14 protein-coding genes and 1 pseudogene are annotated in these 15,697 nt (G+C 71.5%); 8 read left to right on the top strand and 7 right to left on the bottom strand.

Annotated features, from left to right (window positions below):
• Positions 1 to 55: 55 nt before the first annotated feature.
• Together ACYQ8Q_RS11345 and ACYQ8Q_RS11340 are read right to left on the bottom strand one after the other, a co-directional pair.
• Positions 56 to 289, bottom strand: a complete 234-nt coding sequence (locus ACYQ8Q_RS11345; RefSeq protein WP_079061473.1) for a hypothetical protein — start codon at positions 287 to 289, stop codon at positions 56 to 58.
• A 103-nt stretch (positions 290 to 392) separates the two neighbouring features.
• Positions 393 to 1,394 carry a DEDDh family exonuclease gene (locus ACYQ8Q_RS11340; RefSeq protein ID WP_460064155.1) on the bottom strand — a complete coding sequence of 334 codons (1,002 nt, stop codon included), beginning with the start codon at positions 1,392 to 1,394 and terminating at the stop codon, positions 393 to 395.
• A 62-nt stretch (positions 1,395 to 1,456) separates the two neighbouring features.
• Between ACYQ8Q_RS11340 and ACYQ8Q_RS11335 the strand changes: the two genes are divergently transcribed.
• Complete coding sequence (locus ACYQ8Q_RS11335; protein WP_460064154.1) at positions 1,457 to 2,191, top strand: VIT1/CCC1 transporter family protein; 735 nt, start codon at positions 1,457 to 1,459, stop codon at positions 2,189 to 2,191.
• A gap of 12 nt (positions 2,192 to 2,203) precedes the next feature.
• Here the strand turns inward: ACYQ8Q_RS11335 and ACYQ8Q_RS11330 are convergent, their stop codons facing one another.
• Positions 2,204 to 5,275, bottom strand: coding sequence for an NACHT domain-containing protein (locus ACYQ8Q_RS11330; protein WP_460064152.1), 3,072 nt, complete (start codon positions 5,273 to 5,275; stop codon positions 2,204 to 2,206).
• A 164-nt stretch (positions 5,276 to 5,439) separates the two neighbouring features.
• Here ACYQ8Q_RS11330 and ACYQ8Q_RS11325 point away from each other — a divergent pair, with 164 nt between their 5' ends.
• The 3 genes and pseudogenes from ACYQ8Q_RS11325 to ACYQ8Q_RS11315 all read left to right on the top strand — a co-directional run bounded on the left by ACYQ8Q_RS11325 (position 5,440) and on the right by ACYQ8Q_RS11315 (position 8,021).
• Positions 5,440 to 6,318 (top strand): sterol desaturase family protein, encoded by an 879-nt coding sequence (locus ACYQ8Q_RS11325; RefSeq protein WP_460064150.1) that lies wholly within the window; start codon positions 5,440 to 5,442, stop codon positions 6,316 to 6,318.
• Entirely contained in the window at positions 6,315 to 6,992 is a 678-nt protein-coding gene (locus ACYQ8Q_RS11320; protein ID WP_460064148.1) for a lysoplasmalogenase, read from the top strand. Before ACYQ8Q_RS11325 ends, ACYQ8Q_RS11320 begins: the two co-directional genes overlap by 4 nt.
• Positions 6,993 to 7,028: 36 nt before the next feature.
• Positions 7,029 to 8,021 (top strand): annotated as a pseudogene (locus ACYQ8Q_RS11315) (zinc-binding dehydrogenase).
• A 46-nt stretch (positions 8,022 to 8,067) separates the two neighbouring features.
• Here the strand turns inward: ACYQ8Q_RS11315 and ACYQ8Q_RS11310 are convergent.
• On the bottom strand, positions 8,068 to 9,441 hold the full coding sequence (locus ACYQ8Q_RS11310) for a CoA transferase (RefSeq protein ID WP_460064147.1): 1,374 nt from the start codon (positions 9,439 to 9,441) through the stop codon (positions 8,068 to 8,070).
• Positions 9,442 to 9,504: 63 nt separating this feature from the next.
• Complete coding sequence (locus ACYQ8Q_RS11305) at positions 9,505 to 11,046, bottom strand: S8 family serine peptidase (RefSeq protein WP_460064145.1); 1,542 nt, start codon at positions 11,044 to 11,046, stop codon at positions 9,505 to 9,507.
• A 250-nt stretch (positions 11,047 to 11,296) separates the two neighbouring features.
• On the opposite strand from ACYQ8Q_RS11305, the gene ACYQ8Q_RS11300 reads away from it, so the two are divergent.
• The 3 genes from ACYQ8Q_RS11300 to moaA all read left to right on the top strand — a co-directional run bounded on the left by ACYQ8Q_RS11300 (position 11,297) and on the right by moaA (position 14,417).
• On the top strand, positions 11,297 to 11,653 hold the full coding sequence (locus ACYQ8Q_RS11300; protein ID WP_460064143.1) for a DUF485 domain-containing protein: 357 nt from the start codon (positions 11,297 to 11,299) through the stop codon (positions 11,651 to 11,653).
• Positions 11,650 to 13,278, top strand: coding sequence for a solute symporter family protein (locus ACYQ8Q_RS11295; RefSeq protein WP_460064142.1), 1,629 nt, complete (start codon positions 11,650 to 11,652; stop codon positions 13,276 to 13,278). The genes ACYQ8Q_RS11300 and ACYQ8Q_RS11295 overlap by 4 nt, the downstream gene beginning before the upstream one ends.
• Positions 13,279 to 13,427: 149 nt before the next feature.
• A complete protein-coding gene (gene moaA, locus ACYQ8Q_RS11290; RefSeq protein WP_460064141.1) occupies positions 13,428 to 14,417 on the top strand; it encodes a GTP 3',8-cyclase MoaA in 990 nt (329 codons plus the stop codon).
• A 6-nt stretch (positions 14,418 to 14,423) separates the two neighbouring features.
• Here moaA and ACYQ8Q_RS11285 read toward each other — a convergent pair whose 3' ends face one another.
• Entirely contained in the window at positions 14,424 to 14,639 is a 216-nt protein-coding gene (locus ACYQ8Q_RS11285; RefSeq protein ID WP_460064140.1) for a hypothetical protein, read from the bottom strand.
• A 196-nt stretch (positions 14,640 to 14,835) separates the two neighbouring features.
• Positions 14,836 to 15,201, bottom strand: coding sequence for a DUF3099 domain-containing protein (locus ACYQ8Q_RS11280; protein ID WP_460064139.1), 366 nt, complete (start codon positions 15,199 to 15,201; stop codon positions 14,836 to 14,838).
• Positions 15,202 to 15,403: 202 nt separating this feature from the next.
• Between ACYQ8Q_RS11280 and ACYQ8Q_RS11275 the strand changes: the two genes are divergently transcribed.
• A complete protein-coding gene (locus tag ACYQ8Q_RS11275; RefSeq protein ID WP_460073259.1) occupies positions 15,404 to 15,682 on the top strand; it encodes a GlsB/YeaQ/YmgE family stress response membrane protein in 279 nt (92 codons plus the stop codon).
• Positions 15,683 to 15,697: the final 15 nt, after the last annotated feature.

The raw sequence follows: 15,697 nt of genomic DNA, 5'->3' as shown, positions 1-15,697 counted from the left end.
ACCGTACCTCTCGGGCCGTGGGGCGCTGTCGCAGGGGTGCCGTGGGCAGGACTCCTCAGACGCGGTCGATGATGCCCGCCTTCCCCTCGGCCCGCGCGCAGTGGGCGCCGCAGTACCAGTGGCCCTCGACCTCGACGCCCTGGCCGATGATCTGGACCCGGCAGTGCTCGCAGATCGGGGCCATGCGATGAATCGCACAGGAGAAGCAGTCGAAGACATGCACGGCGCCCTGCGCGTGCACCTCGAAGGTCATTCCGTAGTCATTGCCGCAAACTTCGCATCTCGCCATGCGCCACAGGGTGAGCGCTCACCCCCGCGCGGGCGAGCGGGCGGTGGGCGAGTCGCCCGGTAATCACCCGTACGTACGGCTCACCCGCCGGCCCCGTGCGGGCTCACTCGCCGGCGGCCTCGACGTCGCGCAGCAGCTGCCCGAACGCCGCCTCGTCCAGGACCGGCGTCCCGAACTGCCGCGCCTTCACCACCTTCGACGTACCCGAGTCGGGATCGTTGGTGACCAGCAGACTGGTCAGCCGGGACACACTGGTCGCCACATGCAGCCCCGCCTCGGTGGCCCGGTCCTCCAGCAGCTCGCGGTCCACGGACGTGTCGCCCGAGAAGGCCACCCGCATGCCCTGCTTGAGCCTTTTGCCGTCTTCGTACCGCCCGGGGTTCGGGTGCGGACAGACGGGCCGCTTGCGCGACGGCCGCCAGCTGCTCGGCCGGCCGCCGTAGCCGCCGCCGTAACCCCCGCCGCCCTGGCGGCCGATGCGGGGCGCGGGCCCGTCGGTCCACTCCGTCAGCGGCCGGCACTCGAGCAGCGGCAGCCGCACCCCGCCCGCCGCCGCGGCCCGCAGGCTCGGCCGGAACGCCTCCGCGAGGACGCGCGCGTCGTCGAGGGCGTGGTGCGCCTGACGCTGGACCACACCGAAGTGGGCCGCGAGCGACTCCAGCTTGTGGTTGGGCAGCGGCAGCCGCAGTTCCTTGGAGAGCGCGATCGTGCACAGCCGCTGCCGCACCGGCGCCTCGCGCTCCGCGCGCGCGTACTCCCGGGCGATCATCTGCCAGTCGAAGACCGCGTTGTGCGCGACGAGCACCCGCCCGGCGAGCCGCTCCGCGAACTCCTCGGCCACGTCCTGGAAGAGGGGCGCGCCCTCCAGCACCTCGCTCGTCAGACCGTGTATCCACACCGGACCCGGGTCGCGCTCCGGGTTGACCAGCGTGTACCAGTGGTCCTCGACCTCACCGCGCGCGTCCAGCCGGTAGACGGCGGCGGAGATGATCCGGTCGTCCCGGGCCAGTCCGGTGGTCTCCACGTCAACGACCGCGTACCCCTGGGGATACGCGGCCGGCCACTCCGTGGGGGAGGACGCTGCGGTCGTCTGGTCTGCGAGCATGGTCATTGAGGATACGGGGCGCCGCCGACACCGGTGACGCACCAGATGCCATCCTCCCTCCCGTGACGGAACCTGAGACGCGACCCGAGGCGGAACCACCCCACCGAGAGAGCCACGAGGGCACCCTCGGCTCCCGGTTGAACTGGCTGCGCGCCGCCGTGCTCGGCGCCAACGACGGCATCGTCTCCACCGCGGGCCTGGTCGTCGGTGTGGCCGGCGCCACCGACGACCGCGCGGCGCTGCTGACGGCGGGTCTGGCCGGTCTGCTGGCCGGCTCCCTGTCGATGGCGGCGGGGGAGTACGTGTCGGTGTCCACCCAGCGCGACTCCGAGAAGGCGGCCCTCGCACAGGAGCGGCGCGAGCTGCGCGAACAGCCGGAGGCCGAACTGGAGGAACTCACCGAGCTGCTGGAGGAACGCGGCCTCACCCGCGAGGTGGCCCGCGAGGCCGCCGTCCAGCTGACGGAACGTGACGCCCTGCGGGCTCACGCGCGCGTGGAGCTGGGCATCGACCCCGACGACCTCACCAACCCCTGGCACGCCGCCTGGGCGAGCTTCCTCGCCTTCACCGCCGGCGCGCTGCTGCCCCTCCTCGCGATCGTCCTGCCTCCGGTCGGCCTGCGCCTGCCCGTGACGGTGGTGTCGGTCCTGGTCGCCCTGTTCTGCACGGGCTGGAGCAGCGCCCGGCTGGGGGCCGCCGAGCCCCGTCGGGCGGTCCTGCGGAACGTGTGCGGGGGAGCGGTGGCGATGGGGGTGACGTACGGGGTGGGGGTTTTGCTGGGGGCGGCGGGGGTGTGAGCGCCCAGTCCGTCACTCGATGTGCAGGCGGTCCGGGGGGAAGAGGTCGGCGCCGAGGATCTGGGGGCAGTCGTAGAGATTGACGGTCACGTCCCGGAGGGGGGCCAGTGGGGTGAGGTCGAGGGGGCCGCAGCCCAAGAACTCGGCCGTGGACAACTCGGGCAACTCGGTGAGGGCCGCGAGATGCTCCACTTGTTCGACCTTGCGGAGCAGGACCTGGGCAAGGCCTTGGTGGGGCACCAGATCCGCGAGATCGATGTGAGGTACATCCAGGATGTGGAGGGTCTTCAACGAGGAGAACACCCCGGCGGCCAGGAAGTCGTGCCACTGGTGCCTCTCGTTGACCGTGAGCGATTCCAGGGAAGTCAGGGCATCGAGCCCGGAGAGCTTCGTGGCGCAGGCCTGGTGGAAGAACCTGATGCCGGTGAGCCGAGGGGCGAACGACAATTCGTCCAGACGGGTTTCTTCCGCCGCGAAGTTGAAGACCAGGTGCCGGAGTTCGGGGAGATCCGCCAGGGGCGCGAGTGAGAATCCTTCGGTGAAGTCGTAAAGATGGACGTGGGTCAACGGCATGCCGGACAGTGGGCCCAGATCGGTGACGCTCGGACAGCGGTTGAGGGAGAGCTGCTTCAGGTGCGGCAGTCTCCTCAGCGGTGAGAGGTCACTGACCACATCGTTGTGGGCCAGCCCGAGGAATTCCAGCACCGAGTGCCGCAGCACCACGGATGGGATGCCGTGATCCCCGATCAGGTTCAGCTCAGTGAGCTGTGGGAGCCGCGGAAGCAGCGCCACCGACTCCGTGTCACGCATGTTGAGCATCTGCCCAGCAGTAACCGTGCCTTCAAGAACCCTTTCGAAGTACTCGACGACGTCGAAGCGCTGCCAAGCTGCATCGAGCGCGGAACGAACACGCAGGCGGTCATCGGCCCGGAAGCGTGCCACGACCCCCAGTGCCGCGTCGCCGCCGATCTGACCTGCCGTATGCACCACGGCCGCGGCTTCCCGATCGGTTATTCCTTCCGGCCCCGGCAGCAGCTCCACCACCAGCTCCCCGACCCTGGCCAGGGACTCCGCCTGCCTCGTCGTCCGCGGCGGCATCAACTCCCCCATCCGCGCCTCCACCTCCCCCCGCACCGCCGGATCCAGCTCCGGCGCATGCTCCAGGCTCGCCGCCGCCAGCAGCACCAGCCGCTCCCGGTGCCGCCGCACCTTGTCCGCGCGGCGCAGCAACTGCCGTAACAGCCGCCCCCGTTCCTCCACGCGCGCGTGCCCGACGGCCATGCGCACCACGTCGTCCCACTGGTCGTCGTGGGCGTTGCGCACCAGCACTCCGAAGTCGCGCGCCTCGACCGCGGCCTTCGCGCCCAGGTAGTCCTGGAAGGTGCGGTGGACGAAGTCGACGTATCCCGGGACCGGTTCGCGCAGCAGCCCGCTGCGGATCAGGAGGTGGGCGAAGACCTGCTCGGCGTCCCCCTGTTCCCGTACCTGCGGCATCGCCGCCAGCCACTCGTCGAGCAGGGCGACGACCTCGTCCCGGGAGGCCTCCACCTGGCCGTTGCGGATGAGCCAGTACGCCAGCCGCTGGAGCAGGGCCGTCTGCTCGTCGCGGGAGAGGACCACGCCCTCCACCGACGCGATCTCGCGCTCGGTGTCCCGCCGCACCAGCAGCATGTCGAGCGCGGCGTCGTACAACTCCTTCCGGGCGCGCGGCAGCTGCATTCGCCGGTCCCGGTTCAGCGCGCAGAGCAGGGCGCACATCAGCGGATTGGTCGCCAGCCGCCCGAGGTCACGGCGGGTCGCCACCGCCTGGCCCAGATGCGCCTCGTACCGGTCCAGTGCTTCCCGCTCGCCGTCCGGACCGCACTCCAGCCGCGCCGCGTCGTGCCAGTGCCGGACGAACGCCCTGATGTCGTCGCGCTCCATCGGCATCAGGGAGTACGTGGTGAAGCGCCGGTGCGACAACCAGTCCTCCGGTACGGCCGAGGGGCGGGTCGTCACGACGTAACGGGCCTGCGGGAAGGCCGTGATCAGTGACGTCAGCCAGTTCTCCGTACGGTCGCGCAGGCGCGCCGGCACCTCGTCGACCCCGTCCACGAGGACCAGCGCCCGGCCGCCGGCGAGGAGTTCCTCGGCCCATCCGGCCGGTGCCCGCAGCGGTACGCCCGACGCCGGCAGGAAGTCCTCGGGGAGCGGCAGCCCGTCCGGTCCCGTGAAGGAGCGCAGCCGCAGGACGAACGGCACGCACAGGTTCCAGTCCGCGAGCTCCGGGCCGAAGGTGCGGCGGGCCGCGTTCAGCGCCAGCCACTGCATCAGGGTCGACTTCCCGGAACCGGCCGGGCCCCGCAGCAGCAGCCTGCGGTGCTCCGCGAGCGCCTGCTCCACCCGCACCGGCGTACGCGCCCCGCCGGGCAGCCCCTCGCCCGGGGAGGCGTGGTGCCGTGGCCCGCTCACCGTCAGACTCAGATACGCCGTGTCCAGCGGCCATTCCGCGTGGCGACGGCCGCCGAGGGTGACCCCGAACAGCTCCAGCCGGGAGTGGGTCGCGGCGACGAAGTCCGCGTACCGCTGCTCGAAGCCGCCGTCGGTGCTCCGCCGCTCCAGGGTCCGCTCCCGCAGGAGCGCCCCCGTCCGCCGGGTCTGCTCCACCGCCGCCCGCGCGGCGAACGACGGCTGTGCGGTGAGCTGTTCGACGAGGTGCGCGCAGCACAGCCCCAGCAGCTCGGCGTAGAGGTCCTGCGCCGGTTCCGCCAGATCGGCGACGGGACGCCGCAGTTCGTCCGCCAGCCGTCCCGGGTCGAGATCCACCGCGAACAGACGGTCGGCGCCGAGTTCACCCGCCGCCTCGAAGGTGTCCTGCACCGCCGCGACCGCCGCCAGCCGCTCGTTCTCCGGCAGCCCCGCGTGGCCGTCGGCGATCCGCCCGCCCAGCACACGGGCCAGTTTCTCCGGCCCCGCCGGCTTCGGCAGCGGCCGTACCGGATCCGGTACCAGCCTTGCGCCCGGACCTGGCTTGAGCACCGACCGGGCGACCGCCGAGACCACCGTCGACGCCAGCCGCACCACCACGACCTCCAGCCCCTGCATCCCCCGGCCTCCCCGTCCGCCGCCCCGTCCGTCACCCCGTCGCATCGTAGGCAGCACCCGCCCGGCTCTTGGCGGAGATCGCCAACAAGCAAGCGCATACCCCCGCAAATACTTGTCGGTAACCACGTCTAGCCCCGGCCGACCTGCGGTTCTACGGTGCCCACATGCCGAACCTGCCCGATGTCGTGCTGTGGTCGATACCCGCCTTCGTGCTGCTCACCGTGGTCGAGATGATCAGCGTCCGCATCCACCCCGACGAGGAGGCCGCCGGATACGAGGCGAAGGACGCGGCGACGAGCGTCGGCATGGGGCTCGGGAGCCTGGTCTTCGACTTCTTCTGGAAGATCCCCATCGTCGCCCTCTACACGGCGATCTACGAGCTGACCCCGCTGCGTGTGCCCGTCCTGTGGTGGACCGTCCCGCTGATGCTGCTCGCGCAGGACTTCTTCTACTACTGGTCCCACCGCGGCCACCATGTCGTCCGCATCCTGTGGGCCTGCCACGTCGTCCACCACTCCAGCGAGAAGTTCAACCTCACCACCGCGCTGCGCCAGCCCTGGACGACCCTCACCGTCTGGCCGTTCTACGTCCCGCTCATCGCCCTCGGCGTCCATCCCGCCGCGCTCGCGTTCTGCTCCTCCGCCAACCTCGTCTACCAGTTCTGGATCCACACCGAGCGCATCGACAAGATGCCCCGGTGGTTCGAGGCCGTGCTCAACACGCCCTCCCACCACCGCGTCCACCACGCCTCCCAGGGCGGCTATCTGGACCGCAACTTCGGCGGCATCCTCATCGTGTGGGACCGGCTCTTCGGCTCCTTCGTCCCGGAACTGGAGCGGCCCGTCTACGGGTTGACGAAGAACATCAACACGTTCAACCCGATCAAGGTCGCCACCCATGAGTACGTGGCGATCGTCAAGGACATCAAGACGGCGAGCGGCTGGCGCGAGCGCGCGGGGCGGGTCTTCCGGGGGCCGGGATGGCAGCCGGCCCGGCCCGTCGCCGACCCGGCCACGCCGGTCCAGGAGAGCAGCGCCGCGTGACCCTCCGCCCCCGCCCCCTCCTCACCGCCTTCGTCCTCGCGACGGCCGTCGACCTCGCCTCCCTCGCCGCCGACTGGCACCCCGGGCACGCCGTCGCCAAGCCGCTCCTCATGCCCCTCCTCGCCACGTGGGCGGCCGTGAGCGGCGCACCGCGGCTGCTCCTCGCCGCCGTCCTGTGCGGCTGGGGCGGAGACGTGTTCCTCCTGTCCGACGCCGACCCCGCGTTCCTCGCCGGCATGACCTGCTTCGCCGCCGGACACGTCTGCTACCTCGTGCTCTTCACGACCGGCGCCCGCGACGGCCACCCCCGCGCGCGTGCCACCGTCCTCGCCCCCGCCTACGCCGCCGTCCTCGTCGCCACCCTCACCCTCCTGTGGCCCGGTCTCCCGCCGGACCTGCGCGCCCCCGTCGCCGTCTACAGCACCCTCCTCACCGCCATGGCGTACACCGCCGCCACCCGCCTCGGCCCCCTCGCCGGCGCCGGCGGTGTGCTCTTCCTGCTCTCCGACACCCTCATCGCCACCGGCGTCGCCGACTGGCCGCAGCCCCCGCGCCCCGACCTGTGGATCATGCTGACGTACGCCGCCGCACAGTTCCTGCTGGTCCGGGGCACCCTCCAGGAACGCGCGGCGCCGCCGACGGCGTACCGTGAAGTGCGCTCGACCACCCCCTGAGCGCACCCACGCACCCGCACGAGAAGCACCCTCGCCCTGCGCGCCACCACCATCCACGCCCCCTGCGACATGCGGGTGGAGGACGTGCCCGACCCCGTGGTGCAGCTGCCCACCGACGCCGTCGTACTGGGGGAGGATCGGGCACGAGTTCCGCGGTGTGGTCGAGGAGACCGGCTCCGAGGTGGGCACGGTCCGCGCCGGTGACCTGGTCGTCGCGCCGTTCATGTGGTCCGACGGTGTGTGCGCCTACTGCGCCGCGAGGGTCTCACCACCTCCTGCGAGCACGGCGGCTTCTGGGGCTCCGTCGGCTACGACGGCGGCCAGGGCGAGGCCGTCCGCGTGCCCTTCGCCGACGGCACCCTCGTCCGGCTGCCGAAGGAGGCGGCCTCCGAGGGGCACCTGCTCTCCGCGCTGCTCACCCTCTCCGACGTGCTGGGCACCGGCCACCACGCCGCCCTCGGCGCGGGCGCCCGGCCCGGCGCCACCGTCGCCGTCGTCGGGGACGGCGCCGTCGGACTGTGCGCGGTCCTCGCCGCCAAGCGGCTCGGCGCCGAGCGGATCATCGCCCTCGGCCGCCGCCAGGTCCGCACGGACATCGCGCGCCGCTTCGGCGCCACCGACGTCGTCGCCGCGCGCGGGGACGCGGCCGTCGCGGCCGTCCGCGAACTCACCGGCGGCCAGGGCGCCCACGCCGTCGTCGAGGCCGTCGGCACCGAACAGTCCATGCGCACGGCGGTCGGCATCACCCGCGACGGCGGCGCCATCGGCTACGTCGGCGTGCCGCACGGCAGCGGCACCGGACTCGATCTGCGCGTCATGTTCGACCGCGACCTCACCCTGCGCGGCGGTGTCGCGCCGGTCCGCGCCCACATCCCCGACCTCCTGCCGACGTCCTCGACGGCACGATCGACCCGTCCCCCGTCTTCGACCTCACGGGTGGGCATCGAGTCGGTACCGGACGGCTACAAGGCGATGGACGAACGCACGGCGCTGAAGGTGTTGGCGACGAACCAGGCAGACGGTTCCTGAGGGACCCGGGGTCCGGGGCAGCGCCCCGAAAGGGGCGCGGGGGCGCTCATGCCCACATCGCCGGATCAACCCCCCAGGGCCCCGGCGGCCGTCTCCAGTCCCCCGGACCCCCCTCGAAGAACACCGGCGGCAACGCGTACCGAAGCCGCCCCACCGCGCTGTCGGTCTCCCCGAGCCACCCCTCGACCCCAGGGAAAGCCTCCCCGCCCTCCACCGCACGATCGGCCCCCGCCAGGAGCCACGCCGCCGTCCGCGCCAGCGCCACCCGCACGAGTCGACTCCCGCCGTCGTCCGCCTGCTCGGTCAGCGCCCGCAGCACACCCGCCGCCAGCAGGTAGCCCGTGCCGTGGTCGAGGGCCTGCGCCGGCAGCGCACCGGGCCGTCCGGCCGCCCCCTCGACGGCCGCGATGCCGGTGGCCACCTGGACGAGGCTGTCGAACCCCCGGCGGTCCCCCCACGGCCCGTACGCACCCCATGCCGACACCTGCGCCACCACCAGCCCGGGCCGCCGCTCGGCCAGCACCCCGGGGGAGAGGCCGAACCGGTCGAGGGCGCCCGGCCGGTAGCCCGTGACGACGACGTCCGCGTCCGCGAGCAGCTCCTCGAGACGGCGCCGGTCCGCGGCCAGGTCCAGCAGGGCCGAGCGTTTCCCGAACCCGGTGTCGATGTGCTGGTCGGGGAGTTCCGGCAGTCCGGGCGCGTCGAGGCGCAGCACGTCCGCGCCCAGCAGGGCGAGCGTGCGGGTGGCGACCGGCCCGGCCAGCACCCGCGTGAGGTCCAGGACACGCAGCCCGGCGGCGGGCAGCAGGGGAGCCCCGGCGAGCGCCGGGAACGTACGCCTGCGTACGCCGTCCAGTCGGCCGCGTTCGACGAGCGGGCGCGCGGCGACCTCGGCCGCCTGCGGGTGCGCGGCCCACTCCTCGGGCGTGCGCAGCGCGACCGCGAGACCCCCGGCGGCGTACACCGCGTCCTCGACGCCCCGCGCGGACCGCCCGGCCATCGCGGCCGCCACGGCCGCCACGGCGGCCGGGTCGTCCGGCACGTCGAGCGCCTTCAGCAGTCGCTCGCGGTGGTGCGGGTAGTTGGCGTGCGTGCGCACCCATCCGTCCGCCGTCCGCCAGAACCGCGACAGCGGCGCGAACGGCTCCGGCGCCCGCCCGTCGACCAGCAGCCGCCGCTCGCCGGTGAACGCGGTCGCCACCGCGCCGTCGTCCACCCGCACCCGGGGCACCCGCGCGAGCCCCGCCCGCAGCGCCCCCAGCTCCGCCCCGGCCAGCGCACACGCACCCACACAGGCCCGCGCCAGCTCCCGCACGGGCAGCCGGGCGGGCAGCGCGTCCGCGCGTACGACGGTCGACACGCGGGTGAGCCGGGCGGGATCGCCGCCCAGCTCCGACCACACGTCATTGATTGATGTCATGACTGTATTGTGCAGTATTGATTTACAGGGTTGACTCAATCAATGTATAGATGTCGGCGGTCGCTACTTGACGGCCCGCAGCGCGTTCACCACGCCGTACCCGAAGAACCCGTTGACACGCTTGCCGCCCACGCAGGTCGCGTCCACCACGCCGTCACCGTTGCCGTCGTACGGCTCGGTCGGGCAGCCCGGGTTGTCCGCCTGCGCCTTGAGCAGCGCCTGCAGCTGGGCCGGGGACGCGAAGGGGTGCGTCGACTTCAGCAGCGCGGCCACGCCGGCCACGTGCGGGGACGCCATCGACGTGCCCTGGAGGAAGCCGTACGTGTTGTTCGGCAGTGTCGACAGGATGCGGCCGTTGGCCGACGGCGTGTCCGGGATCTGGTACTTGTCGCCGCCCGGGGCGGCCACGTCGACGGCGCCCAGACCGTAGGTGGAGTAGTACGACTTGGTGCCCTTGACGCCCGTGGCGCTGACCGTGACCACACCCGGCAGCTGGGTCGGCACGTCGAAGCACTCGTGCGGGTCGACCGTCCGCGTCACCGGCGTGGAGTCGTCCGGGCTGGACGAGTCCACCAGCGCGTCGGAGTCCAGGTCGTGGTTGGAGTTGCCCGCCGAGGCCACATTGAGCGTGCCCTTCTTCTGGGCGTACAGCTGAGCCCTGTTGACCGCGTCGACAATGGCCCGCTGGTCGGGGTCGTCCATGCAGTTGTACAGCCATGGATCAACGTAGTAGCTGTTGTTCGTGATCTCCACGCCGTGGTCGGCGGCGAACACGAACGCGCAGACGACGTTCTCCGGGTAGAAGAGGCCGTCCTTGGGGTCGCTCACCTTGATGCCGGCGACCTTCACACCCGGGGCGACACCGGCCACACCGATGCCGTTGCGGGCCGCGGCTATCTCACCGGCGACGTGCGTGCCGTGGTAGTCGTCCGCGGTGTACGGCCGCCAGGCGCCCTCGCTGGTGTCCGCGACACCGCCCACGCAGTTGGCCGACTGGGACGCCGAGAAGTTCGGCGCGAGGTCCGGGTGGGTGTCGTCGACGCCGGTGTCGATCACGGCGACCGTGACCTTCCTGCTGCCCGGGTCGACCGTGGCGGCCTTGTCGGCGCCGATCGCCCGCAGGTCCCACTGGTCGGCCTCGAGCGGCTCGCTCTGGCCCGCCGCGTCGGAGGCCTTCTCGATCTTCGCGGCCTCCGCCTTCGACAGGACCTGCGCGGCCCCCTCGTCGGTGGTCCCCGCGGCGGTCAGCGGCGCGGTGCGCGTGGCACCCGCCGACTGCACCCCGCGCACCGCGCGTATCTGCGCGCCGAACTCGGGGTTGGCCGAGTGCACGACGAGCACGCCGATCCTGTCGTACGACGCCACCAGGGTGCCGTCTGCCGCGGCGATCGCCTTCTTCACCGACGCGATCGTGCGGTGGTCCACCTTCGTGTTGACGACATACGCCAGCGTCCCGGCCTCGGCCGCCTGGGCGGTCGACACCGCGGCCGCGGCCGATGCCGGAGTCGCGGTGGCGGTCGTCGGCAGGAAGCCGACGGCGGCGGTCAACGACAGCACGACGGGCACCGCGAGAGCGAGGCGGCGTCTGGAAGGCAGATGAGCCATGGGGTCTCCACATCATCCGGAAGAAGAGGACCCGCCCGCAGCGTCTGGGCAGGTACATGACGGGTGGTGCTGCGCCGAAGCTATCTCCCCGACTCACCGCCCAGCAACGACATCGGGCGATCAAGGCGACGACTTACGAAAGAACCCGATCGGGTTGAACCCGTCCTGGTGTGCCGCCGTGCCCTTGGACAGGGAGCCCGTGCACGATCGAGCCCCCGCCCGACCCACCGTCCGCAAGCGAGGAGACTCCGTGGCCACCGAGACACCGCCCCCCTCGAAAACCCAAGCCCAACTCCCCTCCACCGAGGAGTTCGTCGCGGTGCAGGAGAGCGCGGAGTTCGGTGAACTGCGCGGCTCCTACCGCGGGTTCGCCTTCCCGCTGACCGTCGGCTTCATCGCCTGGTACCTGCTCTACGTCCTGCTCTCCAACTACGCGGGCGACTTCATGGGCACCAAGCTCTTCGGCAACATCAACGTGGCCCTCGTGCTGGGCCTCGCCCAGTTCCTCACCACGTTCCTCATCGCCTGGTGGTACGCGCGCACCGCCGCCGCCAAGCTCGACCCCAAGGCCGAGGCCATCAAGACCCGGATGGAGGGCGGCGCATGAGCCCCGCACAGCACACCACCCTGCTCGCCGCCGGCGAGGCGAGCGAGCACCGGCCGCTGATCATCACCCTGTTCGCGGTCTTCGTCGCGGCCACCCTCGTCATCACGGTCTGGGCGGGCCGTCAGACCAAGGACGCGGCCGACTTCTACGCGGGCGGCCGCCAGTTCACCGGCTTCCAGAACGGACTCGCGGTCTCCGGCGACTACATGTCCGCCGCGTCCTTCCTCGGCATCGCCGGCGCCATCGCCCTCTTCGGCTACGACGGCTTCCTCTACTCCATCGGCTTCCTCGTCGCCTGGCTCGTCGCCCTCCTCCTGGTCGCCGAGCCGCTGCGCAACTCCGGCCGCTACACGATGGGCGACGTTCTCGCCTACCGCATGCGCCAGCGCCCGGTCCGCACCGCCGCCGGCACCTCCACGATCGTCGTCTCGATCTTCTACCTCCTCGCCCAGATGGCGGGCGCCGGCGTCCTGGTCTCGCTGCTCCTGGGCATCACCAGCGACGGCGGCAAGATCGGCATCGTCGCCCTGGTCGGCGTCCTGATGATCGTCTACGTCACCATCGGCGGCATGAAGGGCACCACCTGGGTCCAGATGGTCAAGGCCGTCCTGCTGATCGCCGGCGCCCTGCTGCTGACCTTCCTGGTCCTGCTGAAGTTTGACTTCAACGTCTCCGACCTGCTCGGCTCGGCCGCCGACAACAGCGGCAAGGGCGCCGCCTTCCTGGAGCCCGGCCTGAAGTACGGCGCCACCGGCACCACCAAGCTGGACTTCATCTCCCTCGGCATCGCCCTGGTCCTCGGCACCGCCGGTCTGCCGCACATCCTGATCCGCTTCTACACGGTCCCCACCGCCAAGGCCGCCCGCAAGTCCGTCATCTGGGCCATCGGCCTGATCGGCTCCTTCTACCTGATGACCCTCGCCCTCGGCTTCGGCGCCGCCGCGCTGATCAAGCCGGACGAGATCGTCGCGTCGAACAAGGCCGGCAACACGGCCGCCCCGCTCCTCGCCCTCCACCTGGGCGGCGTCGACTCCAACTGGGGCGCGATCCTGCTCGCCACCATCTCGGCGGTCGCCTTCGCCACGATCCTCGCGGTCGTCGCCGGCCTCACCCTGGCCTCGTCCTCGTCCTTCGCCCACGACATCTACGCCAACGTCATCAAGAAGGGCGAGGCCTCCGAGAAGCAGGAGATCAACGCGGCCCGCTACGCCACCGTCGGCATCGGCGCCGTCTCCATCCTCCTCGGCGCCCTCGCCCGCGACCTGAACGTCGCCGGCCTGGTCGCCCTCGCCTTCGCGGTCGCCGCCTCCGCCAACCTCCCCACCATCCTCTACAGCCTCTTCTGGAAGCGGTTCACCACCTCCGGGGCCCTCTGGTCGATCTACGGCGGCCTGGTCACCGCGGTCGGCCTGGTGCTGTTCTCCCCGGTCGTCTCCGGCAAGCCCACCTCGATGTTCCCGGACGCCGACTTCCACTGGTTCCCGCTGGAGAACCCCGGCATCATCTCCATCCCCGTCGGCTTCCTCCTCGGCATCCTCGGCACCCTCCTGTCGAAGGAGGAGCCCGACCAGGGCAAGTACGCCGAGCTGGAGGTCCGCTCCCTGACGGGCACCGGAGCCCACTGATCCCCTCCGGGAGCGCGGCCGCGTCGTGGGTCCCCACGACGCGGCCGCGTCCTACGTCGTGGGATCGGCCTCTTTCGTTGTCAGCGGCGTCACGTAGGCTCGCAGGTGACGACAGAAGAACCGCGATCCACAACGGGGAGGGGGCCCACGTGCTCATCGACACCTACGGCCGGGTGGCCACCGACCTGAGAGTCTCGCTCACCGACCGCTGCAACCTGCGCTGTACGTACTGCATGCCCGAGGAGGGCCTGCAGTGGCTGGCCAAGCCCGACCTCCTCACGGACGACGAGATCGTCCGCCTGATCGACATCGCGGTCTCCACGCTCGGCATCGAGGAGGTCCGCTTCACCGGCGGCGAGCCGCTGCTGCGCCCCGGCCTGGTCGGCATCGTCGAACGCGTGGCGGCCCTGACCCCGCGCCCCCGGATGTCCCTGACGACGAACGGTATCGGCCTGGGGCGCACGGCGACCGCGCTCAAGGCGGCCGGCCTGGACCGGGTCAACGTCTCCCTCGACACGCTCCGCCCGGACGTCTTCAAGACCCTCACCCGCCGCGACCGCCACCGGGACGTCCTCGACGGCCTCCGGGCCGCCCGCGACGCCGGCCTCACCCCGGTCAAGGTCAACACCGTCCTTATGCCCGGGCTCAACCACGACGAGGCCCCCGACCTCCTGGCCTGGGCACTGGAGCACGACTACGAACTGCGCTTCATCGAGCAGATGCCCCTGGACGCCCAGCACGGCTGGAAGCGCGAGGACATGGTCACCGCCGGGGACATCCTCGCCTCGCTCCGCACCCGCTTCGACCTCACCCCCGAGGGACAGGACGAGCGCGGCTCCGCCCCCGCCGAACGCTGGCTGGTCGACGGCGGCCCCCACCGCGTCGGCGTCATCGCCTCCGTCACCCGCCCGTTCTGCGCGGCCTGCGACCGCACCCGCCTCACCGCCGACGGCCAGATCCGCACCTGCCTCTTCGCCCGCGAGGAGACCGATCTGCGCGAGGCCCTGCGCTCCGGCGCCCCCGACGAGGAGATAGCCCGCCGCTGGCGCCTGGCCATGTGGGGCAAGAAGGCGGGAGCGGGCCTGGACGACCCGTCGTTCGTCCAGCCGGACCGCCCGATGTCGGCGATCGGTGGGTGACGGGCCTCAGACGTCCTGAGCGTCCCACTCGCCCAACGGGACCACGTCCTTCAGGAACCCCCGGACACCCAGGAACTGCGAAAGATGCTCCCGGTGCTCCTCGCACGCCAGCCAGGTCTTCCGCCGCTCCGGCGTATGGATCTTCGGGTTGTTCCACGCCAGCACCCACACCGCGGCGACCCGGCACCCCTTGGCGGAACAGATAGGCGTCTCGTCAGTCACAGTTGCGTCGTTCCGTCCCACGGATACCCATACAAAAGGCGACGCCGAGCAGCCACGGGGGGAGCTGCCCGGCGTCGGTCCGTCGCTCCGACGGGGGATGCGGAGCGCGTACGAAGTATGTCACGGCCGACCCTTCGCAGGGCACTGGAACAGCATGATTGATCTGAGCTTTTCCTGAGCTTGTCGCACAGGCCCGTCATGGCCGCCGCTCAGCCCGGTCCTCCGGAACCGATTCCGTCCCGGAGCCGTCCGCCGGGGGCGGCGCGATCATGGGCGGCACCTGCGCGGTGACGAACGTGGAGGGCAGACCCGGCGCGTTCTCCCGCCCCGCATTGGCGATCACCACCGCGATGTACGGCAGGACCGCTCCCAACACCAGAGCCACGAGGGCGACATGACGCTCCACGTTCCAGAGGGTCGCCGCGAGGATCACCGCCACCGTGCGGACGGTCATCGAGATCACGTACCGCCGCTGCCGGCCGCGCACGTCCTCCTGCAGCCCCTGCCGGGCGCCGGTGATCCGGAACACCTGGGCCTTCCCGCCGCCACCCTGCTTCCGCATCGCATTCCACCGTCCACCCACATCGAACACTCCCCGGCACTCCACGTTACGCCGCGGCTGCGCCGCCTTCGAGACCGGGTCGCCTCCCGCACTGACGAACCGGCTGCGCCGTACCGCGTACGGCGGCACCCGACATGCGCCGTACGGGGCACGGAACAAGACTGTGGGCAAAGCTCACGTCGAGCCGTACGAGGAGGCAGCCATGGGCTGGTTGTGGGCGATCATCGTGGGATTCGTACTCGGTCTGATCGCCAAGGCGATCCTCCCGGGCAAGCAGCACAGCCCGCTCTGGCTGATCACCATCTTCGGCATCATCGGCGCGGTCATCGGCAACGCCATAGCCCGCGGCTTCGGCGTCGAGGAGACCGCGGGCATCGACTGGTGGCGCCACCTGTTCCAGCTGGTGGCAGCGATCGTGGTGGTCGCCCTGGGGGACAGGGCGTATGTGGCGACACTGGGCAAGAGGAAACAGCGGGCGTGAAGGGAGGCGCACTCG

The organism is Streptomyces sp. YKOK-I1 (genome assembly GCF_054660435.1).
The sequence above is the reverse complement of the archived record's forward strand: the minus strand, read 5'-3'. Positions and strand labels throughout refer to the sequence as shown.

Coding starts and splice junctions, on each gene's coding strand:
- ACYQ8Q_RS11345 (WP_079061473.1), bottom strand. CDS start 289: ATGGCGAGATGCGAAGTTTGCGGCAATGACTACGGAATGACCTTCGAG.
- ACYQ8Q_RS11340 (WP_460064155.1), bottom strand. CDS start 1,394: ATGCTCGCAGACCAGACGACCGCAGCGTCCTCCCCCACGGAGTGGCCG.
- ACYQ8Q_RS11330 (WP_460064152.1), bottom strand. CDS start 5,275: ATGCAGGGGCTGGAGGTCGTGGTGGTGCGGCTGGCGTCGACGGTGGTC.
- ACYQ8Q_RS11325 (WP_460064150.1), top strand. CDS start 5,440: ATGCCGAACCTGCCCGATGTCGTGCTGTGGTCGATACCCGCCTTCGTG.
- ACYQ8Q_RS11310 (WP_460064147.1), bottom strand. CDS start 9,441: ATGACATCAATCAATGACGTGTGGTCGGAGCTGGGCGGCGATCCCGCC.
- ACYQ8Q_RS11305 (WP_460064145.1), bottom strand. CDS start 11,046: ATGGCTCATCTGCCTTCCAGACGCCGCCTCGCTCTCGCGGTGCCCGTC.
- ACYQ8Q_RS11295 (WP_460064142.1), top strand. CDS start 11,650: ATGAGCCCCGCACAGCACACCACCCTGCTCGCCGCCGGCGAGGCGAGC.
- ACYQ8Q_RS11280 (WP_460064139.1), bottom strand. CDS start 15,201: ATGCGGAAGCAGGGTGGCGGCGGGAAGGCCCAGGTGTTCCGGATCACC.
- ACYQ8Q_RS11275 (WP_460073259.1), top strand. CDS start 15,404: ATGGGCTGGTTGTGGGCGATCATCGTGGGATTCGTACTCGGTCTGATC.